This is a genomic window from Paenibacillus agricola, from assembly GCF_011440305.1.
GTDB classification, from domain to species: Bacteria; Bacillota; Bacilli; order Paenibacillales; family NBRC-103111; genus Paenibacillus_S; species Paenibacillus_S agricola.
This window is the reverse complement of sequence record NZ_JAAOIW010000001.1, coordinates 613,673-637,053: the sequence shown is the minus strand read 5'-3', so window position 1 is coordinate 637,053 and position 23,381 is coordinate 613,673. Positions and strand designations below refer to the sequence as shown.

General features: G+C 44.6%; 26 protein-coding genes. 19 read left to right on the top strand and 7 right to left on the bottom strand.

Annotated features, from left to right (window positions below; translation table 11 throughout):
• Positions 1-41 precede the first annotated feature (41 nt).
• The 5 genes from G9U52_RS03130 (at position 42) to spo0A (ending at position 5,148) form a co-directional block, all read left to right on the top strand.
• A complete protein-coding gene (locus G9U52_RS03130) occupies positions 42-509 on the top strand; it encodes a hypothetical protein (RefSeq protein ID WP_166145981.1) in 468 nt (155 codons plus the stop codon).
• Complete coding sequence (gene ahrC / locus G9U52_RS03125) at positions 510-959, top strand: transcriptional regulator AhrC/ArgR (RefSeq protein ID WP_166145978.1); 450 nt, start codon at positions 510-512, stop codon at positions 957-959.
• Between the two features lie 14 nt (positions 960-973).
• Complete coding sequence (gene recN / locus G9U52_RS03120) at positions 974-2,668, top strand: DNA repair protein RecN (RefSeq protein WP_166145975.1); 1,695 nt, start codon at positions 974-976, stop codon at positions 2,666-2,668.
• Between the two features lie 118 nt (positions 2,669-2,786).
• Entirely contained in the window at positions 2,787-4,118 is a 1,332-nt protein-coding gene (gene spoIVB / locus G9U52_RS03115; RefSeq protein WP_166145972.1) for a SpoIVB peptidase, read from the top strand.
• Between the two features lie 226 nt (positions 4,119-4,344).
• Entirely contained in the window at positions 4,345-5,148 is an 804-nt protein-coding gene (gene spo0A / locus G9U52_RS03110; RefSeq protein WP_166145969.1) for a sporulation transcription factor Spo0A, read from the top strand.
• A 259-nt stretch (positions 5,149-5,407) separates the two neighbouring features.
• Here the strand turns inward: spo0A and G9U52_RS03105 are convergent, their stop codons facing one another.
• The 3 genes from G9U52_RS03105 to G9U52_RS03095 all read right to left on the bottom strand — a co-directional run bounded on the left by G9U52_RS03105 (position 5,408) and on the right by G9U52_RS03095 (position 7,594).
• A complete protein-coding gene (locus G9U52_RS03105; protein ID WP_166145966.1) occupies positions 5,408-5,920 on the bottom strand; it encodes a hypothetical protein in 513 nt (170 codons plus the stop codon).
• Positions 5,921-6,690: 770 nt separating this feature from the next.
• Complete coding sequence (locus G9U52_RS03100) at positions 6,691-7,122, bottom strand: universal stress protein (protein WP_166145963.1); 432 nt, start codon at positions 7,120-7,122, stop codon at positions 6,691-6,693.
• Between the two features lie 142 nt (positions 7,123-7,264).
• On the bottom strand, positions 7,265-7,594 hold the full coding sequence (locus G9U52_RS03095) for a hypothetical protein (protein ID WP_166145960.1): 330 nt from the start codon (positions 7,592-7,594) through the stop codon (positions 7,265-7,267).
• Between the two features lie 109 nt (positions 7,595-7,703).
• Here G9U52_RS03095 and G9U52_RS03090 point away from each other — a divergent pair, with 109 nt between their 5' ends.
• Positions 7,704-7,982, top strand: a complete 279-nt coding sequence (locus G9U52_RS03090; protein ID WP_166145958.1) for a hypothetical protein — start codon at positions 7,704-7,706, stop codon at positions 7,980-7,982.
• 50 nt (positions 7,983-8,032) lie between these two features.
• Here G9U52_RS03090 and G9U52_RS03085 read toward each other — a convergent pair whose 3' ends face one another.
• Positions 8,033-8,299 (bottom strand): DUF2627 domain-containing protein, encoded by a 267-nt coding sequence (locus tag G9U52_RS03085; RefSeq protein ID WP_166145955.1) that lies wholly within the window; start codon positions 8,297-8,299, stop codon positions 8,033-8,035.
• 199 nt (positions 8,300-8,498) lie between these two features.
• On the opposite strand from G9U52_RS03085, the gene lpdA reads away from it, so the two are divergent.
• The 4 genes from lpdA (at position 8,499) to G9U52_RS03065 (ending at position 13,490) form a co-directional block, all read left to right on the top strand.
• Complete coding sequence (gene lpdA / locus G9U52_RS03080; protein ID WP_166145952.1) at positions 8,499-9,920, top strand: dihydrolipoyl dehydrogenase; 1,422 nt, start codon at positions 8,499-8,501, stop codon at positions 9,918-9,920.
• 108 nt (positions 9,921-10,028) lie between these two features.
• On the top strand, positions 10,029-11,042 hold the full coding sequence (locus G9U52_RS03075) for a thiamine pyrophosphate-dependent dehydrogenase E1 component subunit alpha (protein ID WP_166145949.1): 1,014 nt from the start codon (positions 10,029-10,031) through the stop codon (positions 11,040-11,042).
• Entirely contained in the window at positions 11,042-12,022 is a 981-nt protein-coding gene (locus G9U52_RS03070) for an alpha-ketoacid dehydrogenase subunit beta (protein ID WP_166145946.1), read from the top strand. Before G9U52_RS03075 ends, G9U52_RS03070 begins: the two co-directional genes overlap by 1 nt.
• 103 nt (positions 12,023-12,125) lie before the next feature.
• Positions 12,126-13,490: a dihydrolipoamide acetyltransferase family protein gene (locus tag G9U52_RS03065; RefSeq protein WP_166145943.1), complete on the top strand. Its 1,365-nt coding sequence runs from the start codon at positions 12,126-12,128 to the stop codon at positions 13,488-13,490.
• 57 nt (positions 13,491-13,547) lie between these two features.
• Here G9U52_RS03065 and prli42 read toward each other — a convergent pair whose 3' ends face one another.
• Entirely contained in the window at positions 13,548-13,631 is an 84-nt protein-coding gene (gene prli42, locus G9U52_RS39695) for a stressosome-associated protein Prli42 (RefSeq protein WP_279538543.1), read from the bottom strand.
• 84 nt (positions 13,632-13,715) lie between these two features.
• Between prli42 and G9U52_RS03055 the strand changes: the two genes are divergently transcribed.
• A complete protein-coding gene (locus G9U52_RS03055; RefSeq protein WP_166145937.1) occupies positions 13,716-14,849 on the top strand; it encodes a M20/M25/M40 family metallo-hydrolase in 1,134 nt (377 codons plus the stop codon).
• A gap of 94 nt (positions 14,850-14,943) precedes the next feature.
• On the opposite strand, the gene mciZ is transcribed toward G9U52_RS03055, so the two are convergent.
• A complete protein-coding gene (mciZ, locus tag G9U52_RS03050; RefSeq protein WP_166145934.1) occupies positions 14,944-15,228 on the bottom strand; it encodes a Z-ring formation inhibitor MciZ in 285 nt (94 codons plus the stop codon).
• Between the two features lie 231 nt (positions 15,229-15,459).
• Between mciZ and G9U52_RS03045 the strand changes: the two genes are divergently transcribed.
• From G9U52_RS03045 to fur, 4 genes are all read left to right on the top strand, one after another.
• Complete coding sequence (locus G9U52_RS03045) at positions 15,460-16,020, top strand: NUDIX hydrolase (RefSeq protein WP_166145931.1); 561 nt, start codon at positions 15,460-15,462, stop codon at positions 16,018-16,020.
• 1 nt (position 16,021) lies between these two features.
• Positions 16,022-17,248 (top strand): endonuclease Q family protein, encoded by a 1,227-nt coding sequence (locus tag G9U52_RS03040; protein ID WP_166145928.1) that lies wholly within the window; start codon positions 16,022-16,024, stop codon positions 17,246-17,248.
• Positions 17,249-17,330: 82 nt separating this feature from the next.
• Positions 17,331-17,972, top strand: coding sequence for a stage II sporulation protein M (spoIIM, locus tag G9U52_RS03035; protein WP_166145925.1), 642 nt, complete (start codon positions 17,331-17,333; stop codon positions 17,970-17,972).
• A gap of 138 nt (positions 17,973-18,110) precedes the next feature.
• On the top strand, positions 18,111-18,560 hold the full coding sequence (gene fur, locus G9U52_RS03030) for a ferric iron uptake transcriptional regulator (RefSeq protein ID WP_166145921.1): 450 nt from the start codon (positions 18,111-18,113) through the stop codon (positions 18,558-18,560).
• A gap of 69 nt (positions 18,561-18,629) precedes the next feature.
• Here fur and lepB read toward each other — a convergent pair whose 3' ends face one another.
• Positions 18,630-19,178, bottom strand: coding sequence for a signal peptidase I (gene lepB, locus G9U52_RS03025; RefSeq protein WP_166145918.1), 549 nt, complete (start codon positions 19,176-19,178; stop codon positions 18,630-18,632).
• 152 nt (positions 19,179-19,330) lie between these two features.
• Here lepB and ald point away from each other — a divergent pair, with 152 nt between their 5' ends.
• From ald to G9U52_RS03005, 4 genes are all read left to right on the top strand, one after another.
• The gene (ald, locus tag G9U52_RS03020; RefSeq protein WP_166145915.1) at positions 19,331-20,470 is read left to right on the top strand and encodes an alanine dehydrogenase; all 1,140 of its coding nucleotides are present in this window, start codon (positions 19,331-19,333) and stop codon (positions 20,468-20,470) included.
• 98 nt (positions 20,471-20,568) lie between these two features.
• Positions 20,569-20,802, top strand: a complete 234-nt coding sequence (locus G9U52_RS03015) for a DUF4227 family protein (protein ID WP_166145912.1) — start codon at positions 20,569-20,571, stop codon at positions 20,800-20,802.
• Between the two features lie 95 nt (positions 20,803-20,897).
• Positions 20,898-21,806, top strand: coding sequence for a site-specific tyrosine recombinase XerD (gene xerD / locus G9U52_RS03010; RefSeq protein WP_166145909.1), 909 nt, complete (start codon positions 20,898-20,900; stop codon positions 21,804-21,806).
• A gap of 246 nt (positions 21,807-22,052) precedes the next feature.
• Positions 22,053-23,381, top strand: coding sequence for a GTPase (locus G9U52_RS03005; RefSeq protein ID WP_207952753.1), 1,329 nt, complete (start codon positions 22,053-22,055; stop codon positions 23,379-23,381).

Sequence of the window (23,381 nt, the reverse complement as noted above, 5' to 3'; positions counted from 1 at the left end):
GACCCATGATTCACGAATAGTAACCATTGGGGTGAAGCTGGATGCAAAATGGCGATGGTTTGGTAATCTTTTTAATTATGATCGTGTTGGGATTTTGGATATTTCTGTCCATTCGTGCTCGAATTAGAAAAACCGTGGAAGGTGAAGGGCTCCCGATTCCGGATGAAGCTCCTGTCACTGAAGATGAAGTTACCCGCTTACTTGATGATGAAGGCTATAAGGTTATAAGCGGCAAGCAGCGCATCCCCATCCATATTTCTGTTAACGATAATGAGCTTTTGCAAAGCCGCTTGTTCATTGACTATTTTGTGGAGCGGGAAGGCCTGTATTATATTGTGAAATCCGCAAGAGAACGCAAGCCTATGGAATTAACGGGCAGCTCGATACGTGACCATTTGCTTGTTTTCCATTTATTGTATCCACAGACGACCGGAATTCTTTATGTAGACAGCCAGCAAAGAAAAGTACAGCGGATCCTATTTCAAATAGATAATGAGGATGAGGGATAAATGAAAGGCCAGCGGCATATTAAAATACGCGAAATGATTAACAATAATGAAATCGAAACGCAGGACGAGCTTGTTGATCGGCTGCGCGATGCGGGCTTTCCGGTTACCCAAGCGACCATTTCCCGCGATATCAAAGAGCTTCATCTGATGAAGGTACCCCTGGACGACGGGCGTTATAAGTATTCTGTGCCAGCAGACCAGCGCTACAATCCATTAGTTCGTTTAAAGCGGGCTTTGAACGACCATTTTGTCCATATCGATAGTACTGAAAACCTTGTTGTGCTTAAGAGCCTTCCAGGAACAGCCAATGCGATAGGCTCTTTAATCGACAGCCTAGAATGGCAAGAAATTATGGGTACGATCTGTGGTGATGACACGATATTAATCATATGCCGAACGAAGGATCAGAGCAATAAAGTTGTTAATCAAATTTTATCCATGCTTAGCTAACGGGAGAGATAACGATGCTGCTTGAAATGTCGATACGCAACTTAGCGGTAATAGAATCGGTTCATCTTCATTTTCGTAAAGGTTTTCATGTGTTAACAGGGGAAACCGGAGCTGGTAAATCAATCATCATTGATGCCTTAACCTTAGTCGCTGGGGGAAGAAGCTCGGCGGATTTGGTGCGTTATGGAAGCGACAAATCCACGATTGAAGCTTTATTCCATATTGAAGCAGGCCATCCGGTTTGGGCTGCTTTGGCAGGTTTAGGGATTGAAGCGGATGCGGAGGAGCACTTAATCATCCGGCGTGAAATTACATCCCAAGGAAAAAGCACCAGCCGTATAAATGGACAAATGATCAACCAGACCGGATTAAAAACAGTAGGCGCTTGGCTTGTTAATATTCATGGCCAGCATGAGCATCAATCGCTTTTTCAAGTAGAGCAGCATATTAATTGGCTGGATTTATTCGGCGAAGCAGCCATCATGTCTATAAAAAATGAGTATACAAAAGCTTATCAGGTTTATACGGGAATCCGTAAGAGATTAAAGGATCTGGAGACCACCAGTAAACAATCCTTGCAAATGCTTGATTTGTACCGGTTCCAGGTTGAGGAAATCAACACCGCCCAATTAATTTTGGGTGAGGATGAATCTTTAAATGAAGAAAAGCGCAAACTAGCCAATGCCGAAAAAATATATCAAAATGCTGCCGATTCCTATGAATCGATGAGTTCGGCAGGAAGCGGTCTGGAAACCATCAACAAAATGATGCAGCAAATTGAGGATATCGCTCCTTTGGATCCTGCTAAGCTGAATCCTTTAATGGAACAAATCCAGAATGCCTATTACCAGCTTGAGGATGCAGTTTACCAAATTCGCGATTATCGGGACGACATTGAATTTAACCCAATCCGGCTAGATGATATTGAACAACGGTTACATATGATAGCGTCCTTGCGTCGTAAATACGGAGATAGTATTGCCGATATCCTTGCTTATGTATCCAAAGTGCAAAAAGAACTGGATCTGATCGAGAATAAGGACGAGCTGCTGCAGGAGCTGCAAAAGCAGGAGAAGCAGGCGGCAGAAAACGTGCGTAAATGGGCTAAACGCTTGTCCGAGCAAAGGCAACTGATATCGGAGAAGCTGGCCTCAGAAATCGTAGCAGAGCTGCGTGACCTTCATATGGACAAAACACAATTCAAAGTCCAGATAAGATACAATGAAGCTGCTTTTGGCGTTAATGGAGCAGATGATGTGGAATTTTTAATATCGGCCAATCCTGGAGAGCCACTACGCTCGTTAAGCAAAATTGCTTCAGGCGGTGAGATTTCCAGGGTAATGCTTGCCTTAAAATCCATTTTTGCCCGGGTAGACAGGATCCCTGTACTCGTTTTTGATGAAGTGGATACCGGTGTAAGCGGACGTGCCGCGCAAGCAATAGCTGAAAAAATGTCGCGGCTGTCCCGCGACTGCCAGGTTTTTTCCATTACTCATTTACCACAGGTAGCTTGCATGGCTGATTCCCATTATTGTATCCATAAATCTACAGATGGGACACGCACCTTTACGAATGTAGATGATCTTGACATGAGTGGACGCATCCATGAGCTAGCTCGTATGCTGGGTGGCGTAGAAGTGACGGAGACCACGCTACAGCATGCTCAGGAAATGCTTGACTTGGCAGAAGACAAAAAAAGAAGTATGTAGAACCAAGTGTGGGATCATTTTCACTTATAAAACGGTTGGACTGGGGATACCTTAAGGGTACGCAAACAGCGGTAAGAGATGTACCGTGAATGCGCAGGAAGCAAGGGAGCGTGACACCATGAGTTCCAACCATAGAAGAAAATTATTTGGATTGATGCTCATCTTTTTCGTTTGTCTGGGCAGCCTGTCCACACCCTTCCAAAGCTTTGCTTCATTTCCAGAAGAACTGAGGCTGTTCACCGGCCAACAAGCCAGCCTCCAGCTTTCGATGCCCGTAAACGCGCAAGTCACGGTTAATGGTCCAGACATTGTAAAGGTTAATGGATCAGCCAAGCACTCATTTCAAGTAGACCTTCATCAGCCGATTTCCTTAGAAACCTATAAAGCGGGGCAAACCGAATTAAAGCTAAAGCTCTTCGGAACCATTCCGCTCAAAACGGTCAAGGTCAATGTGGTGCCTGACCTCCGAATTATTCCGGGTGGGCATACCATTGGAGTAAAGCTGAAGTCGGCGGGTGTTCTTGTAGTCGGCCATCATCTGGTAACTGTAGCGGAGGAGAAAAAGATTTCGCCAGGCGAGGACGCCAAGGTTCAATTGGGCGACTTAATCGTCAAGATTAACGGCAAGCCGATTACCGATGTTTCCAAGGTTGCTGATGTTGTAAATGAGGCAGGAGAGAGCAAAAAGCCATTGAATTTGACAGTGAACCGCAATAATGAATTAATTGAGCTTCAAATGCAGCCTGCTTATGATGTTGTGGACCAGACCTACCGGCTTGGCCTGTACATTCGCGACTCAGCGGCAGGTGTAGGGACATTGACCTTCTTTGCACCGGATCAAGGCGTATATGGCGCACTAGGCCATGTTATTACCGATATGGACACGCAAACGCCAATAACGGTGGGCACTGGCGAAATTGTTCATTCTAATGTTACCTCGATTTCCAAAAGCCAAAACGGGGAGCCAGGCGAGAAAAGAGCCCAGTTTTCTAAAGAAAGCAAGGTGCTTGGCAATATCGAGAAAAACACAGCCTTTGGCATCTTCGGGAAAATGCGTGAGCTTCCTGATCACAGCTTAAGTAAAGAAGCGCTACCTGTAGCCTTTTCTGAAGAGGTTAAAGAAGGACCTGCCCAGATTTATACCGTAGTTAATGGCCAAAAAGTCGAAAAATTCGATATTGAAGTTATCCACGTGTCCAAGCAGGATTTTCCGGCAACCAAAGGGATGGTTATTAAAATAACAGATCCACGCTTGCTTGAGAAAACAGGGGGAATCGTACAAGGCATGAGTGGGAGTCCTATCATCCAGAATGGAAAAGTTATTGGGGCAGTAACCCATGTATTCGTCAATGACCCCTCAAGCGGCTATGGTTGTTTTATCGAATGGATGCTACAGGATGCAGGCATTGTACTTCGCCAAACTCCAAATGAGCTAAAAGAAGCGTCTTGAGTTCCCTTCGGGGAACTTATTTTTATTTACTTTTGTTTGTCGAATGTTGACTTCTGGTGAAGTAATTTGACTTAATATAAATTAAATTATTAATTATAAGATAAAATGAAAAATAAATCCAGAAAAATAATTTTCGACAGAAGGAATTTTATGTACCATGTCGAAAGTATAATGACAGATATAACTGTTATTCATTGATTTTCCCATTTTGAAGGAGGAAGCTATCTTGCAAACGATTGAGGTCTTGCTGGCTGATGACAACCGAGAATTCACAAACTTACTTTCTGAATATATTGATGAACAAGAAGACATGCATGTTTCTGGTATTGCCTACAATGGTAATGATGTACTCCGCTTGATTCAAGAAAGCGAACGGATGCCAGATGTGCTTATTCTAGATATCATTATGCCGCATCTGGATGGTTTGGGTGTATTGGAAAAGCTTCGTGATATGAATTTGAATCCACAACCAAAGGTTATTATGCTCACCGCCTTTGGCCAAGAAAACATTACACAAAAGGCGGTTCAATTAGGTGCTTCCTATTACATATTAAAGCCTTTTGATATGGAAATCCTAACGAATCGAATCCGGCAGCTAGTATCCAACAATCAAAGCAATTCAGTTACTTCCAACACATCCAGCGCCAGGGCCAATGTCGTACAGCTTCCTAAAGGAAAAAATTTGGATGCTAATATTACAACAATCATTCATGAGATCGGCGTACCGGCTCATATTAAGGGCTACCAGTACCTGCGTGAAGCCATTACGATTATTTATAATAATATTGAAATATTAGGCTCCATTACGAAAACGCTCTATCCGCAAATTGCCGAAAAATACAAAACAACACCTAGCCGCGTCGAACGTGCAATCCGCCATGCAATTGAAGTCGCTTGGACGCGCGGCAACATCGACAGCATCTCGCATCTGTTCGGATATACGATTAATATCTCGAAATCCAAGCCGACGAATAGCGAATTTATCGCGATGGTTGCCGATAAGCTCAGAATCGAGCATAAGGTGTCTTGAAAGTCCGATTGACGCGGAGGTAGCGCGTTTGTTTGGAGCATGGTTGCCAAGAGTTTATCGCCTATTAGCGATGGGGTTCCGATAAACGCCTCCGGAACAATGTTAATAAACTACGTAGGTTTTGCCCTCCCCGGTCAGTCCATTTAGCAATATTAGCTTGCTCTAATTGAATTGAAGCATACGTAAAGCACCATTCTCGGAAAGATCCGGGGATGGTGCTTTTTATGCCACAGCGTGTTTAGAACAGGTCGCTACGTTATTAATTACTGCTAGGCTTGGATACCATATCCATAGTCCAATCAATCATTCCATTCATAATTGCCAGTACAAGATTAACCGCATCTTCATTCGTTAATGTGTCGCCACCACTGGAGCTGTTTTGGATATAGCTTTGCATTTTAACCTCTAATTCGCTGGTTAAATCCTTGAGCATAGAAAAATCCGTAGCTATGGCAGATAGCTCTTTATCCTGGTTATCACTTTTGCCCGCACTATCGGCTGAATCAGTGGAACTGTTCTTTTGGCTGCTGCTTCCTTTAGTGGTGGTAGCATCTTTACTACTATCCACATTACTGCTGTTTGGTTGATTGCCGCCATTTGCTTCATCCTTATTGTTCTTTGAACTACCCGCACTGCCTGAATCCTTATTGCTGTCCTTATTAGCTGATTGCTGGATAAGCAGTTCTTTAATCGATTGTAATTCTTGAGTTAATAATTGATTATGTTCGCTTAATTGCTCGATTTCATCCTTCAATTCACGATTGCTGATCATGGGTTTTGCTCCTTTATTTTATTATGATTGTAGTTTTACCCGTTATGGTAAAGGCTAGTCTTAATAGATCTGATTTCTAGATATGCATATCACATCGTATAATTAGAGTAATTGAAAGCTTTAGCAAGAATGAAAGCGTTATATCAAGAAAAAGTAGGCTTACTTATAATTAACAGAATTATTTGAATATTTACAAAATTAATGAAAGAGTGTATATTTTAACTATCAACTCGGGATAAACATTCAAAGTGAAAAGGGAAAGCCTAGCGATAAGGCGAACCTTTATCGAAAAGGGACTTTGGAGCTAGAATAGATCCTTTGAGCTTGATGCTATACTTTATATCCTGAATGGTAAATATTCACAATCATTACAGAATGAAAATGGATGGCATTCTCCTTAAGGAGCATATCTTTATCAATGCCAGCAACCAATCGTTATGGATGATTACTGAATTAAAATTACCTTCGAGGATGCGCACCAGGCTATGGTAGCAAATAAAGAAGTATGCGTACCTAGCAGATGCAACCTCAGACGATTTCTATCGAATGAGAACGACCGTTTTGTAAAGACGGTTACCAAGCAAAATTTGCGATAGGAAAAAGGAGTTCTGAGAAAAAAATGAGTATAGCTAAAACAACCTAAAACCCCTCTTATTGATATGTGATATCAATAGAAGGGGTTTTAGGTTTGTTTATCAAGCAGATTAGGCCTATCCAATGATGATTCTGGACATCATGATGAATACGAAGTTTTTGCTGGAGCAATCGGATTATTTAATTACCAAAACAGGTATTTTAGCATGCTGCATAACGTTATGGCTGACGCTGCCTAAGACAAATTCACCGAAGCTATTTAAACCTCTGCTACCAATTACGATGAGATCAGCTTTGGTCTCTTCGGCGTAATCCAGAATGGTTTTTGCTGGATTGCCTAGCCTGATTTCTATGTGAGTATTTGAAAAGTCGTTGATCATATCTTTGATCTTGTTAGTGACCTCAGCCGAATAACGGGTATATTCATCCTGCGATGCCTGCAAAGGCGTGAAGTACATGGTGCCAGCTAAATAGGAAGGTTCATTAATGACATTAATAATTTCAAGCTTTGAGAAATGGTTAAGCTTAGCTAGCTTTAGTGCGGAATCGAATGCTTTATCCGATGTTTTCGAACCATCATAGGCAATTAGTATTTTTGAATATAACATGAGAGCACCCCTTTCAGTGGATAAGTAAATACTATCATCTTATCATTGCTATTCCTATGAGAAATATCATATCATGTTCAAATAACAAAAAAATACCGTGTGCAAATTGGTGGATGGCCACATCTGGACACGGTATTCACTTTTATAAAATAATAGGTGGTGCTTCTGTATTAGCAGCATGTAGGTTGGTCGTTGCCATTTCATCAGCATAATACTCTTTAGCCCATTCAAGCCATCCTTCTGGAAGCTGCTCGGTAAGATAACTGCTCAATTGCGGGAATCTTATAACCATATCATGAATGACTTGGCCATAAGAGTGGAGCATAGCTTCAAAATCTAACCCAACGTCATCCATTAATAGTTCTTTCAATGCGATATCGTTGTTATCGAACTTCCGATACATCAAACCATCATAAATTTCCGTAATCAGACCATTCTGAACACGAACAATTTTTTGACATATTTTTTGCATTGATTCTACTCCTTGCGCTAAGATAATCATAAGTATAGCATAGGCTATATACATTTTTTGTAGAAATTTGTTGAAGGCATTGGAATAAAGCTATTTATTTTTGGAGGCTATGATGAAATTCGACTATTGTGAGATTGAAGATGGTTCTGCCCAAACTTTGGCTATTTATGTGGGATGTCGTTTTGAAGATGAGCCTGAGGAGCTGTATGTTATTCAACTACATATAAGCAAGAATGGGATTGTCCAACTGCTAAAGCTGCTTTTTAATGGCATGGATTGCAGATACTCTTTCAAGGATGAAGAAAAGGCCTCAATAAAGAATTACATTTATGAAATGCTGCCGGCAACACCTTATGAGGAATGGCTTGAAGGCAGCATAGCCCTCTAAACCTAATAAGGAGGCAAACCGGGTTGCGGGCAGCATAGGCATAAAGCTTATTACCTTTTGCGCTTTACTTTAAACCGCGGTGCGAGATAGTTGCGTTTACGGTCACGGTAAAAAGTCCATCCACCAATAAAGGCGACTCCAGCCGCGAATAAGACAAAGCCAATGGCGAATTTTCCCCATAATATATGAGGGTCTGATTCTGCTGTCCCGAACTGGGCGAAAAAGGCATCCTTCATGGCGAGGAATCCGTAGGTTGCCATAAATCCTGGAATAACAAGCAGCAACACAGCTGCGAATTTGGTTAGTGTAGTTTTCATGGAGGGCTCCTTTGTAAAAGATTAAGTATTTTAAGATTACTAAACAGTTCATGTATCTTTCGTAAATTGTACTATATTTCTGGACGAAAATAGAGTTACAATAAGAGAAACATAAGCGGATGCTGCAGAAGTTGGCTGGTACCGACAATAAGTTGACACATACGAAGTGATTTTTTGAAAATGACAGGAGGTTTTTTACATGACGCAGGCTTTTGATTTCGTGATCCTTGGTGGAGGCATGGGTGGATATATCGCTGCCATCCGAGCCGCCCAATTAGGAAAAACGGTTGCCGTCGTGGAACGCGAAAAGCTTGGAGGAACCTGCCTCCATCGTGGATGCATTCCGAGCAAGGCGCTGCTGCGCAGTGCGGAACTATATGCAACTATGCTAGAAAGTGAGAAGTTCGGTATTGAAACTGCCTCCGTCCAGCTGAATTTTTCCAAGGTACAAACCCGTAAACTTGCGATCGTCGAGCAAATGTATAAAGGTGTCCAGTATTTAATGAACAAGCACAAAATAAATGTGGTGTATGGCAATGGCAGAATTATTGGACCTTCCATTTTCTCACCCCGCAGCGGTTCAATTTCGGTTGAGCAGTCCGATGGGGAAATCGTTACGTTAGTTGCGGATAAGCTGATTATTGCAACAGGCTCTCGTCCCAAAAAGCTCGCGGGTCTAGACACTGATGGAAGTTATATATTAAATAGTGATGATGCGTTGCAGCTTGAAGAGCTGCCAGAATCGATGATTATTGTCGGTGGCGGCGTCATTGGTATGGAGTGGGCTTCGATGCTGAATGATTTTGGTGTCAAGGTTACAGTAGTCGAATATGCCCAAAGGTTGCTGCCTACTGAGGATGCTGATGTATCCAAGGAAATGGAGCGCTTGCTCAAGAAAAGAGGCGTGCAGATTTGGACAGAGGCAGCTATAGCGGTGGATACAGTAAATGTAGCAGCAAGTAAAGTGCAGCTCGACTTTGACCGGAAGGGCGAACGTAAGCAGCTACAGGCCGATAAAATATTAGTATGTGTAGGCCGGCAGGCTAATATTGAAGGAATTGGCTTGGAAAATACAGACATCAAGCTGACTGGTGGCGTCATTCGCGTCAATGAACATTTGCAGACAGCAGAGGCGCATATTTATGCAATTGGCGATTGCATTGGCGGGCTTCAGCTTGCTCATGTAGCTGGACACGAGGGGATTGCCGCTGTGGAGCATGCCAGTGGGCAAACCCCCCATCGGCATGAAGCGCATCAAGTGCCGCGTTGTATCTACACAAGGCCAGAAGCCGCATCGATCGGCTGGACGGAGACCCAAGCTATTGGGCTTGGACATGAAGTGAAAATCGGCAAATTCCCTTATTCGGTGTTAGGTAAAGCATTGGTTCATGGAGAGCAGGATGGCTTTGTAAAGGTGATTGCCGATAAACAAACGAATGATATATTGGGCGTGCACATGATTGGTGCCCATGTAACGGATTACATATCAGAGGCGGCACTCGCTCAGCTATTGAATGCAACAGCTTGGGAGGTAGGACAGACGATCCATCCACATCCTACACTTTCCGAAGCTTTAGGGGAAGCGATGCTAGCTGTAGATGGACTAGCTATTAACATGTAAGGATAATAGCTATCAAGATTGTGTTCATAATTGAAAGAGTTTATAATATCTATATAGTGGTAAGTATTAGTACCTAGTAATAAGTTTATTGTGGGAGGGGTTACGTCCATGTCCATCGGGCAATTGATGAAGCACCGCAAGCTGGGGTTATCAGATGAGCGAGCAGTTGAGATGTACACATATATGCAAAAAGCGAGAAAGTTTGACGAACGCGGATTTTTATTACAGCGGTCAGGCAAAATTGGATTTCATGTTTCGGGTATCGGGCAAGAAGTTGCGCAGGTAGCGGCTGCTTTTGCTCTGCAAAAAGGCAAGGACTATTTCCTGCCCTATTATCGGGATTATGGGTTCGTGCTCTCTGTTGGCATGAGCTTAACGGAACTGATGCTTTCGGTATTCGCCAAATCCGAGGATCCCAATAGCGGCGGTCGGCAAATGCCGGGACATTTTGGGCATAAGAAGCTGAACATTGTGACGGGCTCAAGCCCCGTAACGACTCAGGTGCCGCATGCTGTTGGATTTGCATTGGCAGCAAAGATGAAAAAACAAGACTTTGTCGCGTTTGCCACCTTTGGTGAAGGCTCAAGCAATCAGGGCGATTTTCATGAAGGCTGCAACTTTGCGGGTGTCCACAAGCTACCTGCAATTTTCATGTGTGAAAATAACCAATATGCGATTTCGGTGCCGCTGCATAAGCAAATATCCGGCAGCATTGCCGAGCGTGCCGCAGGCTATGGCTTTCCAGGCATCAAGGTTGACGGGAACGATGCGCTGGAGGTTTACCGTGTTATGAAGGAAGCACGGGAGCGCGCTGTACGAGGCGAAGGGCCAACATTGATTGAAGCGGTAATGTATCGGATCTCTCCACATTCTACATCCGATGATGATATGCTGTACCGCACTAAGGAAGAAGTCGATGAGAACCGGGCCAAGGACGGTATTCCGGTTTACCGTAAGTACTTGGTTGATTGTGGGCTATGGAGCGATGACCAGGAGGATGAGCTTATGGAGCAGCTGAAGCTCGAAATTAATGAAGCTACCCATTATGCTGAGCAAGCTCCATTCCCTCTGCCTGAAGATACATTACGCCATGTTTATGCAGAAGAAGGAGAGGTGCGTTAATGGCTGTTATTACGTACTTGGAAGCTATACGCTCTGCCATGCAGGAAGAGATGGCACGTGACGAGAATGTGTTTGTGTTAGGCGAAGATGTCGGCAAAGGCGGCGTCCTTAATGCGACGAAAGGGTTGCGCGATCTATATGGTGAAGAGCGGGTAATGGATACGCCTCTAGCTGAATCTGCGATAACTGGCGTTGCGATTGGCGCGGCGATGTATGGGATGCGGCCCATCGCGGAGATGCAGTTCGCCGATTTTATTTTCCCAGCGACGAACCAAATTATCAGCGAAGCGGCGCGGATCCGTTACCGCTCGAATAACGATTGGAATTGTCCTATCGTTATTCGTGCACCCTATGGGGCAACAGGCGGCGGGGCACTTTATCATTCGCAATGTCCGGAATCGGTTTTTTTCGGTACCTCGGGCTTGAAGATGGTGGCGCCTTCTAATCCTTATGATGCGAAAGGTCTGCTGAAAGCGGCGATTCGTGATGAGGATCCCGTGCTATATTTTGAACACAAAAAATGTTATTTAGGCATCACGGGTGAAGTTCCAGACGATGATTATATCGTCGAAATCGGTAAAGCGGATGTGAAACGACACGGCACGGATATTACGGTGATTTCTTATGGAATGACCGTTAATTATGCACTCCAGGCAGCTGAAGAGCTAAGCAAGGAGGGGATAAGCGTGCATATTCTCGATCTGCGGACCCTACAGCCTATGGACAAGACTGCGGTTCTCGAAGCAGCGGCCAAAACGGGCAAAGTGTTGATTATCCATGAGGATAATAAAACGGGCGGCATCGGAGCAGAAGTTTCGGCGATTATCGCCGAGGAGATGCTATTTGACCTCGACGCACCAATCAAACGCCTTTGTGCGCCAGATGTACCAGCTGTTGGCATGAACCCGCCGATGGAGAAATTTTATTTGCTTAGTGCTGATAAAATTAAAGAGGCTATGCGTGAGCTGGCTTTGTATTAATAGAAATGAACCTATTTAGGTTATTTTTGCATTGTCATGAGGAACACATCGTTAAGGCTTATGAAGAATGTTTTCCAATGGAAAACTCTTAGGAGGAAACCCAATGAATCCAAACACACGAGGAACCGAAGTGACTGTCCCGCATTTGGCGGAAAGTCTCGTATCGGCGACCATCGGAAAATGGCTTAAGCAGCCCGGTGATTACATAGAGGAATACGAAGCAATATGCGAATTGATCACCGAAAAAGTGACGACAGAAATGCCTTCCCCTATAAGTGGGCGCTTGACGCAAATTTTGGTAGCTGATGGTGAAACAGCAGCAGTGGGTGAAGCCATTTGCCTGATTGAAGAGCCAATCGGCCAGCAAAGTGGGCAGGCTGCAAGCAACCCGGCACAGCCAGCGGCTGTGTCAACTAACGGGGATAAGCAAGCCAGCGAAAGTGGCGATGAAAATATGCGCAGCCGATATTCGCCGTCGGTATTAAAGCTTGCGGGCGAGCATGGGATTCGCTTAGAGGATATACGTGGAACAGGATTAGGCGGGCGAATTACCCGCAAGGATGTTGAAGGATATGCTGCCAGCAAGCCAGCATCAGCGGGAATAAGCGCCGCTAATCAGCCGATACGATCGGGCACAGCTAAGGAATCAGATGCTGAGGATGCCAATAATGCCCGAATTCGCAGGGATCATGTGCGAACCACAGGCATTCATCTTTCGGACAATCCGACCTTGCCGAAGATTGAAGTAGAGGAACAAATAGCGGAAACCGGCAACGAATATATGATTGATGTGACCCCTATTCGTAATATGATTGCGAGCCGTACGCGCCAAAGTGTAAGCGAAATTCCGCATGCTTGGACGATGATCGAGGTGGATGTAACCAACCTTGTTCAGCTTCGCAATAAGGTAAAGGATGAATTCAGAAAGCAGGAAGGCATCAATTTGACTTATCTTTCCTTTTTATTGAAGGCTGTTGTCAGTGCGCTAAAAGACTTCCCGATTATGAATTCAGTATGGGCGGTTGACAAAATTATTGTGAAGCGGGATATCAATATTACACTGCTTGTGGGTACAGAGGATTTTGTCGTCAATCCGGTCATTAAAAAAGCCGACCAAAAAAACATTGCCGGCCTAGCCCGGGAGATTGATGAATTGTCCCGAAAAGCAAGAGCCGGCAAATTAACACTCAGTGATATGCAAGGCGGTACCTTTACGGTGAATAACACAGGCGCCTTTGGGTCGATCTTGTCCTATCCGATCATCAACTATCCCCAAGCGGCTATTGTCACCTTCGAATCGATTGTAAAGAAGCCCGTAGTTATTCAGGATATGATCGCTGTCCGCTCCATGGTCAATCTATGCTTGTCCTTAGACCATCGCATCTTGGACGGTGTGATTTGTGGCAGGTTCCTGCAGCGTATTAAGGAAAACCTGGAGGCTTACAACCAGGATACGAAGCTGTACTAAGTGTTATTAGGTTATTTAGCTAATTCTAATTCAGCTAAAAGAAGATGCCTGCCTTTTTTAGAAAAACGATGTAAATGAAAACAATAAAGTAGACAAAAGCATAGAAGCTAGCATTGCGTAAATAATAATTTTAAACAACATTTTGTTGCGCATGAATTTCAACTCCTTATTATAAGCTTAATGTATAATTATATTTTACCTTAAAGTAGGTAGAGGAGCAAAGAGATGATTCAGGAAAAAAGATTGGTAGCGGAGTTTATCGAGCTAGTCCAAGTAGATAGTGAGACACGCTTCGAGCAAGAAATCAGCCAAGTATTGAAGCAAAAGTTTACCGAGCTCGGTCTAAGAGTGGTGGAGGATGACGTCGCTGACAAAATCGGCCATGGCTCTGGCAACCTGATCTGCACTTTGGCTGCTACGGCGGGTACTTCGTTGCCGCGGATTTTTTTCACCTCCCATATGGATACAGTAACCCCGGGTAAAGGAATCAAACCGCAAATTGGTGAGGACGGGATTATTCGCAGTGATGGGACGACCATTCTCGGCAGTGATGATAAAGCTGGGCTAGCCGCTATGTTCGAGGCCATTCGGGTGTTGAAGGAACAGGATGTGAAGCACGGCCAAATCCAGTTTATTATTACGGTTGGCGAGGAATCGGGTCTCAAGGGCGCCCGTGCGATGGATCCTGCTTGGATGGAAGCGGATTTTGGTTATGCGCTGGATTCCAATGGCAAAATCGGAGATATTGCTGTAGCAGCGCCGACGCAAGCCAAAGTGACGATTGGCTTCTCGGGTCGTTCGGCCCATGCCGGCGTCAATCCCGAAGCGGGGATCAGCGCGATCACCGTAGCGAGTAAAGCAATCTCCAAGATGCCGCTAGGGCGTATTGACAGTGAAACGACCGCCAATATAGGCCGGTTCGCAGGTGGTGTCAATGGCGCTACGAACATCGTAGTGGACTATGTCGAGCTTGAGGGTGAGGCGCGCAGCATTGTTCAAGCCAAGCTTGATCGCCAGCTAGAGGCGATGCGCAAGGCTTGTGAGGAAGCGGCAATGGAAATGGGGGCGCAGCTTAATTTTCAAAGCGAGGTTATCTACCCAGCATTTATGTACGATGAAGAGGCTGCTGTTGTTAAGCTGGCGATGAACGCCATGAGAAAGATCGGGCTAAATCCGAAAACCTTTCATTCCGGTGGCGGCAGCGATGCCAATGTCTTTAATGGCATGGGTATCCCAACCGTGAATCTTGCAGTGGGGTATGAATTTATTCACACCAAAGCAGAGCAAATTGCGATCAAGGATATCCTCAAAGTAGCAGAGGCTGTTGTACAGATTATTAAAGAGGTAGCTGGGGAATAAACAGACTATAAAGAAATAAATAATAAACCGTCTCAAAGCCTTAGGCGATGTGGCGGTTTATTTATGTTAGGGTTAGGGTCTACAAGGTTAGGGTCTACATGGGGAGTTGAAAGGTCGGCTGAGCCTGTTGGTGGGGCATAAAGTGATGCTGCCTGAGCGCCCGATCGTGAAAAGGTATGAGGGCAGCAGGGGTCAAAGTATTCTCTTCGTCAAGCACCAAAGAGCTGGGTTTGGTATGTGCATAGTCCGTTTGCTCTGCCAAATAGGTCAAGAGGCTCGTATCCTTGGTAAGCTTTCGTTGAGCCAGCTTTAAGTACCTCCGAATTTCCCAAACTCTTCCCACCATGCTTAATTGTTTTTCTGAGATATAGGTTTTCATAATCTTGTCCCTCTTTTCCGGTTAAAATGGGTTCTTTATACCGTATGAGCTGCTGGGGCCAAATATGCTTATGGGATTCATTAATCCTAAAGGACGGGTCATATATGAGGTCGTGTCGACTGTGATATAATAGGGCTTCAAGCTGGCTGCACTAATTTTGTTTGTAACACCAATATTGTCTGTAAGTAGTATTACAGCAAATCTTACTATTTAAAACGGAGGAAATGTCAAATGACACCAATAAATCATAAAAAGTTTGAAGAAGTTACCCTTTCTACAGAATCCATTTTCCAAGGAAAAATCATTTCCTTGCAGGTGGACACGGTCCGCCTCCCGAACGGCAATATAGCTACACGCGAGATTGTGAAGCATCCCGGAGCTGTAGCCGTATTGGCTATAGTCGATGACCGGATGCTGGTTGTAGAGCAGTACCGCAAGCCTTTGGAACGCAACCAGATTGAAATTCCCGCAGGCAAGCTGGATGCCGGTGAAGACCCGCTGGATGCGGCAAAACGGGAGCTGGAAGAAGAAACAGGCTATAGCTGCGATACGTTAAAGCTGATAAGCTCCTTTTACACATCTCCAGGGTTTGCCGATGAAATTATTCATTTATACGTAGCAGAGCAGCTAATTAAGGGGGAAGCCCATCTGGATGAGGATGAATTTCTCGATGTGGAAAGCATTACCCTTGATCAAGCCCAGCAATACATGCGTGAAGGGCGTATCAGCGATGCGAAGACGATTACAGCTGTTTATGCATGGCAGGTCTATAAGCTGACAGGAAGCTTTTAGCATGGCCTTGAAGCCGTTTTACGCTGACCTGCATATTCATATCGGGCGTACAGAAGAGGGGCAGGCTGTAAAAATAAGCGGAGCCCAAAATTTGACCTTTTACAATATCGCCCGCGAAGCATCGGAACGTAAAGGTATGGATTTGATCGGTATTATCGATTGCCATTCCCCCTCCGTGCAACGGGAAATGCAGCATTATTTGGATCGGGGCGAAATGGAGGAGCTCGCAGGCGGGGGGATCCGTTACCATAGTTCGACGATCATTCTGGGCAGCGAGCTAGAAATTCGTGATCCTGGGATGGGTACTGCCCATTTACTGGCTTACATGCCTACACTTGCGATTATGCAGGAGTTTACCAGGTGGATGTCCAAGCATATGAAAAATGTGGAGCTAAGCTCACAGCGCATTTATGTCCCAGGCAAGGTATTGCAGGATGAAGTTGTAGGCCGCGGCGGTTTATTGGTTCCGGCACATATTTTCACACCACACAAAAGTATGTATGGAAGCTGCTCCACACGGATGGAGCATGTGCTGGATTTGGATAAGATTGCTGCTGTGGAGCTTGGGTTAAGTGCTGATTCGGAAATGGCGGGCGCGATATCCGAGCTGGACCGCTATACGTTCTTGACCAATTCTGATGCCCACTCGCTTGCCAAAATAGCCCGTGAGTACAATAGGCTCCAGATGGAGGAACCCAGTTTTGCTGAACTAAGCAAAGTATTAGCGAATCAAGATGGGCGGGGCGTAATTGCTAATTATGGGCTGAACCCGCGGCTTGGCAAATACCATCGCACCTATTGTGCGGCCTGCAGCTCCATCCTAGATGAGGTGGAAACGACGGTTGAACGTTGCCTGTACTGCGGCAGTAAAAAGGTCGTGCGTGGTGTGATGGACCGTATACAGGAGATTGCAGACCGTGGGCCAAAAGCAACTTCTGCGGATTTGGTGTCTTCAACGGAAACGGAGCTATTCGGAGCGTCGCCGCAGCGTCCGCCCTATCATTATCAGGTGCCCCTTGAGTATATTCCGGGAATTGGTCCGAAGAAGTTGAAGGGCTTGCTGGAGCGTTTTGGAACTGAAATGAAGGTGCTCCATCACATTCCCTTGGAGCAGCTGGCAGAAGTGATAGGTGAGGAGTGTGCGAGCTACATCGGGCAAGCAAGAGAGGATAAGCTCACTCTTCAGGTAGGTGGGGGCGGGAAGTATGGTAAAGTGATCAATAACTAAAGAATCTCACATCCCTTTTTGTCATATCTTTGCTCTAGTCCTCATATCCTTGTACTAATCGTGCAAGGGAGGCTTGTTCACCATGGATCGTAATCGTTCGCTGCAGCTCTATATGAAGGAGCATTTATCCTTATATGTGTTTGTTGGCGTTATTTTTCTCACAGGTGTGGTATTCGGCACCATCATGGCGGGTGCCTTGTCATTAGAGCAAAAGCAGGAGATTATGCGTTTTGTGGGCAACTTTTTTTCTTCGGTGGAGCAGGGGGCTTTGACGGATGTAGGGTCAACTTTCCAGAGGTCTTTTACTCTGCATATGAAATGGATTTTAATTATTTGGTTACTGGGTATGTCTGTTATTGGACTGCCGCTTATATTGATTCTTGATTTTTTAAAAGGAGTGCTGATCGGCTTTAGCGTAAGCTATTTGGTGGCCCAATTCTCATGGAAAGGGCTCCTGTTTGCCTTGGTTTCGATTGCACCACAAAATCTGGTGGTCATTCCCGCTTTAATAGTATGCAGTGTTACAGCGATTGCCTTCTCGATCTACTTGGTCAAGCAACGATTGATGATACGGAATGGATCGTTTTATGAACTTTTTATGCGGTATGCTGGAACTATTCTACTAACGGGCTTCTTATTGGCGGGTGTTGCTTGGTTCGAAGCCACAATTTCGCCAATCATGATGAAATGGGTCACACCTATGCTCATCACTATGGCTTCGTAAATGTTTGACTTTCCTGCTAACCTCAACCTATAATATAAGTTGAAGCCCAACTAAAGTCCGTTTTGTTATGTAAGGCAAACGGGGTGCCAATGCTTATGTAGCAGGTTTTGTATTTGCAAAACCCGTAGGGGGAGGAACATGGAAGCTCGCATCGAGAAAATTAAGCAGCAGCTTCAATCGCATGGCTTTAAGCTAACTCCTCAACGAGAAGCTACTGTCCGTGTGCTGTTGGAGAATGAAGAAGATCATTTAAGCGCAGAAGATGTATTTATGCTGGTGAAAGACAAGGCTCCTGAAATTGGTCTTGCAACCGTATACCGGACGCTTGAATTGCTGAGTGACCTGCATGTGGTTGAAAAAATGAATTTCGGTGACGGTGTGGCCCGTTACGATTTAAGAAATGACAGTACACGCCATCATCATCATCATTTAATCTGTGTACAATGCGGAGCCTTGGATGAAATTATGGAAGACTGGCTCACGGATCTAGAACTGCGTTTGGAGAACGAGTACCGATTCCAGGTTCTTGACCATCGGCTTGATTTCCAAGGCATCTGTCACCGTTGCCGCGACAAAAACAACTCATAAACCAAAACAAAACCTTCTTTAGCTTGCTGCTAACCAGACAAGTTAAGAAGGTTTTTTGCCATTTAATCGTTACATTTTAATTCCTAGTACATGATCAAGAGGAATAAATCCAATATTGCGGCTATCCTTGCTGTTGTTGCGGTTATCGCCCATCACAAACAGATGCTGAGCCGGAACTGTAATTTTTTGCGAGGAGGTGTAGAGCATTTGCTCATTGAGGTAGGGCTCGTCCAAAGCAATCCCATTCCTGTATACTTTATGATCCTTAAACTCAAGGACATCGCCTGCTTTGCCGATAACCCGTTTGATATAGAAGTTGCGGTCGCTATTACCAGTGAATAAAGTAATTAATGGATGCTCCGAAATATCATCAAATACATTACGTTGCCGCTCCACACGGCTGTCAATAATGACAATTTCACCGTACTTGGGTTCTTGGTGAAAGGTATGCGAAATTTTGGAGACAAAGATTCGTTGTTCATCATGAAGGGTAGGATCCATAGAATGGCCCAGTACATTCGTAGGCTGGATCACAAAAACACCGATCAATAGCGCACATGCAAGAGCGATTCCAATGGAACTGGCCCAGCTGCGGAGCTCAGATGTTAGTTTTCTCATTAAAGACAGCAGTTCCTTTCCTGTAAAGATGGATATGTAAATTATAGCATGTATGAATGGATAAACTCAAAGCTTAGAATCAGGTTTAAGGATCAAGGATTAGGGGAAATTAGGATAGAATTGAATATAATAATTAAAAAAGGGGGCTTATTATGACAAACCACCACTCTACCATAGGGATTCCAAAGGAAATTAAAAATAATGAAAACCGTGTTGCTTTGACTCCAGGTGGTGCGGCTTACTTGCATCAGCTGGGGCATAAGGTTTTGGTCGAGTTCGGAGCTGGAGAGGGAAGTGGCTTTACCGACCAGGATTATGCGAGTGAAGGTGCTCTGTTAGTAGAACGAGCAGCTGATGTTTGGGGGCAGGCAGATATGATTATGAAGGTGAAAGAGCCGCTGCCTGAGGAATTTGGCTTCTTCCGCGAAGAACTGCTGCTGTTTACCTATCTGCATTTGGCGGCGGAGCCTAAACTAGCGGAAGCACTTGTTACAAGCAAAGTTACGGCTATTGCCTATGAAACGATTCAACTAGGGAATGGGAGTCTGCCGCTGCTCACTCCTATGAGTGAGGTTGCCGGACGTATGTCTGTTCAAGTTGGAGCTCAGTTTTTGGAGCGATTTTATGGGGGCAGAGGTATTCTACTAGGTGGTGTCCCGGGTGTTCCCCCGGCGGATGTTATTATTTTGGGAGGCGGAATTGTTGGGACGAATGCAGCCAAGATGGCGCTGGGGCTTGGCGCAAACGTGATTATTATTGATCGTAGTGCAGATCGGCTTCGTTATTTGGATGACATCTTTCAAGGTAGACTGCGCACGCTGATGTCTAATCCATTCAACATTGCTAGCGCTGTTAAGCGGGCTGATTTGTTGATAGGGGCTGTATTAATCCCGGGCGCAAGGGCACCTAAGCTTGTAACCGAGCAAATGGTCAAGCAGATGAAGCAGGGAGCGGTGATTGTGGATGTAGCCATTGACCAAGGAGGTACCATTGAAACGATAGATCGAGTGACGACGCATAGTGCCCCTATCTATATTAAGCATGGAGTGATCCACTATGCAGTCGCTAATATGCCTGGAGCCGTTCCGAGAACGTCCACCATGGCGTTAACGAATGTAACGCTCTCCTACGCTGCTGAGCTTGCAGGCAGAAGGCTTGCTGATGCCATAAGGATGCATCCAGAGCTTCGGCTAGGAGTCAATACGTGGCAAGGCCATGTTACACACGCTGCTGTGGCAGAAGCTGTAGGCTTGCCGCTGGCCGATCTGGATAGCTTGCTTAAACAAGCTTAAAGAGGCTGGACATATTAAGGGACTAAAGATCATAGGTTAAGTATAGCCGGAGCTTACAAAGTAAGTTTTGCGTAGCAAAACTTGTGGGAGGGTTCAACATGATCTTGTATGTTCGTGAATGGTTAGTTCGCGGGAAGTTTTTGCTTTTTTTTCTCGTTCTCACTTCTATTTTATATCAAATCCTGCTGCTGGTCACCCAATGGATTGAGCCGAAGGAGCGTTATAAGGAGCCCCTTGGGCAATCGGTAAAGGTTTTTCAAAACCACGTTTCGTTATCCGACCAAGCTCCTATGGGTGAGCGTTTGAAGCTGTTCTATTGGCTAGGCGAATAAGCGTTTGCGAGCAGAAAGAGGAGATTGGGCTTCCGTGTGGAATTTATTAAACAGGTTGAACTTTGGTGTTAACTAGCCATAGGAAGGAAAAAAGTATGGAAAACCAATTGCAATCTTTTGTTTATTTTCTGTCCGATGAGCGCAGAGTATCCCCGAACACTTTGGAATCTTACAAAAGAGATATTAAACAGTATCTGGAGTACTTGGGCAGCCAAGGATTCATTTCCCTTAAGGACACCAAAAAACTGCATATATCCAATTATATGTTTCATTTGAAGCAATTAGGGCGCGCTGCTGCCACACAGTCCCGAACGGTTGTATCTATTCGCGCCTTTTACCAGTTCCTAGTGCGCGAGCGGATGGTTGACCAGGATCCCTCAACCCATGTCGAAATTCCCAAGCTGGAGAAACGTCTCCCTAGTGTCCTGACCATCCTGGAAATGGATAAGCTATTGGAATCGCCGCAAACAGATACCCCTAGTGGGTTACGGGATAAAGCGATGCTGGAGCTGTTGTACGCTACGGGCATTCGAGTTTCAGAGCTGATATCGCTGGATGTCGAGAATGTGAATCTGGATATGGGATTTGTTCGCTGTGCGGGTAAAGCATCGAAAGAGCGGATTGTTCCGCTTGGAGGAATTGCTGCTGAATTTGTTGGCTCTTATATGAAGACGATGCGCCCACGTTTGTTGAAGCATTCCAAGGAAGAGCAGGCCTTGTTCATTAGCCATCTCGGTACAAGAATTACCCGGCAGGGCTTTTGGAAGATCATTAAACGTTATGCTGCTGAGACGGAAATCGTAAAAGAAATTACTCCGCATACATTGCGCCATTCGTTTGCTGTGCATCTGTTGGAAAATGGTGCAGACCTCCGTTCCGTACAAGAAATGCTGGGGCATGCAGATATTTCTACAACGCAGGTATACATGCAAGTCAATCGTAATAAAATGAAAGAAGTATATGACCGGACCCATCCCAGAGCCAAAAGTAAAGAAAGCTTGTAAATAAAAGGTTATCGTTGACATATGACATGGACTGCCTAATATGGGCAGTCTTTTTTTGCGAATATACGTTCTTGTTTTGATGAATTTAATGCCAAATATTTGAATTGTTTTTTCCAGAGCTTGATCAAATGCTGGATCACAACCATACTCGGCTGCTTATGCAGGAACTGCTAGTGGACAAAGCTCATCATCCCCGTTGCTATTTTTACTTATGATAAGGTAAGGGACGAGCTGAATACATTGTCTATGTCGATACCTGGGCACGAAATACTACGATTTCAATATTTGAAAGTGGAGCTGAAAAAGCAGCATTGGCGGCGATTTATCGATTCCACTAACCCGGGTGCTGCTGCATTATTAGCAAAAATGGCGTATACTAAGGATGAAAAGCGTCAAGTGCGAACTGCCTTCTTACGCAAGATGCTTCGTCTTCGCAAGGATTTGGATGACGCCAGAGTGAGTTTAATTTACTTGACTAATGGGGGGATTACTTTGACCGAAATTGACAATCCATCTTTTAAAAATATCGAAGATATTCTCGGTGAACTAAGCAAAGAGAAAAACACGAAAATAAATATTGCTTTATTTGGTCAGCCGGGCTCTGGAAAATCCTCTATTATTAACGCCATAATAGGTGAAAATGTAGCTGAGGTTTCTACACGTACAGACACCACTACTGAAGAAGGAAGCATCATTTGGGGTGAGGATGATTCGTTATTGTTAACGGATCTTCCTGGGTTTGGGACTTCCCAGTTCCCAGCTAATGATTACTGGCAGCGGTTTTCATTGGATAAATATGATTTATTTGTTTGTGTCTTCTCAGGAAAATTCCATCAAGCTGATGACGAATTGTTTAATAAAATTATCGAAAAAGGCAAGCCTTGTATTTTTGTGAGGAACTATTCCGATACTTTGTTTGATACGAAGAGAATAAAAACAAAGGATGAATTAAAAGTAGAAATACGAGAAGCGCTTGAACAACGGTACGGAGAAGCGGCTAAGCTGATCTTTACCAGCTGTGTAACTGGTGAGGGGATAGGAGAGCTGATTGAAGAAATTGAAAATAGGCTTTCTACCTCTAAAAGAGCTAAGTGGGAGCGCAATGCAAAAGCTTACTCGATTGAGTTTTTAATGAAAAAAAAAGCAGCTTGTAAAAAGCTAATTACACTCACCTCAGCCGCCGCCGCTGCCAATGGGCTTAATCCGATACCAGGTCTTAATATAGCTATCGATATTGGTATTCTGCAAAAGATGTTTACGCAAATCCGCAAAAGCTTTGATCTTTCCGAGGATAAATTAAAGTCTAGGCTTCACCTGTACCCTCATCTTGCGAATGTGGTCAATAACCTGTTAAAATCAGTATCCACCCATGGCGTCATCAGTCTACTTGAAAAACAAGCGGGAAAAGTGGCCGCTCAACAATTATCCAAATATATCCCGTTTATCGGACAAGCGATTTCCGCTTCAGCCGGCTTTGGCATCACTTATTTGGCGGGTAATTCTTATTTGGATAATTGCTATGAAGTAGCGGAAGCAATGCTGAAGGAAGATTTGAATTATGCAATAACAGAATGA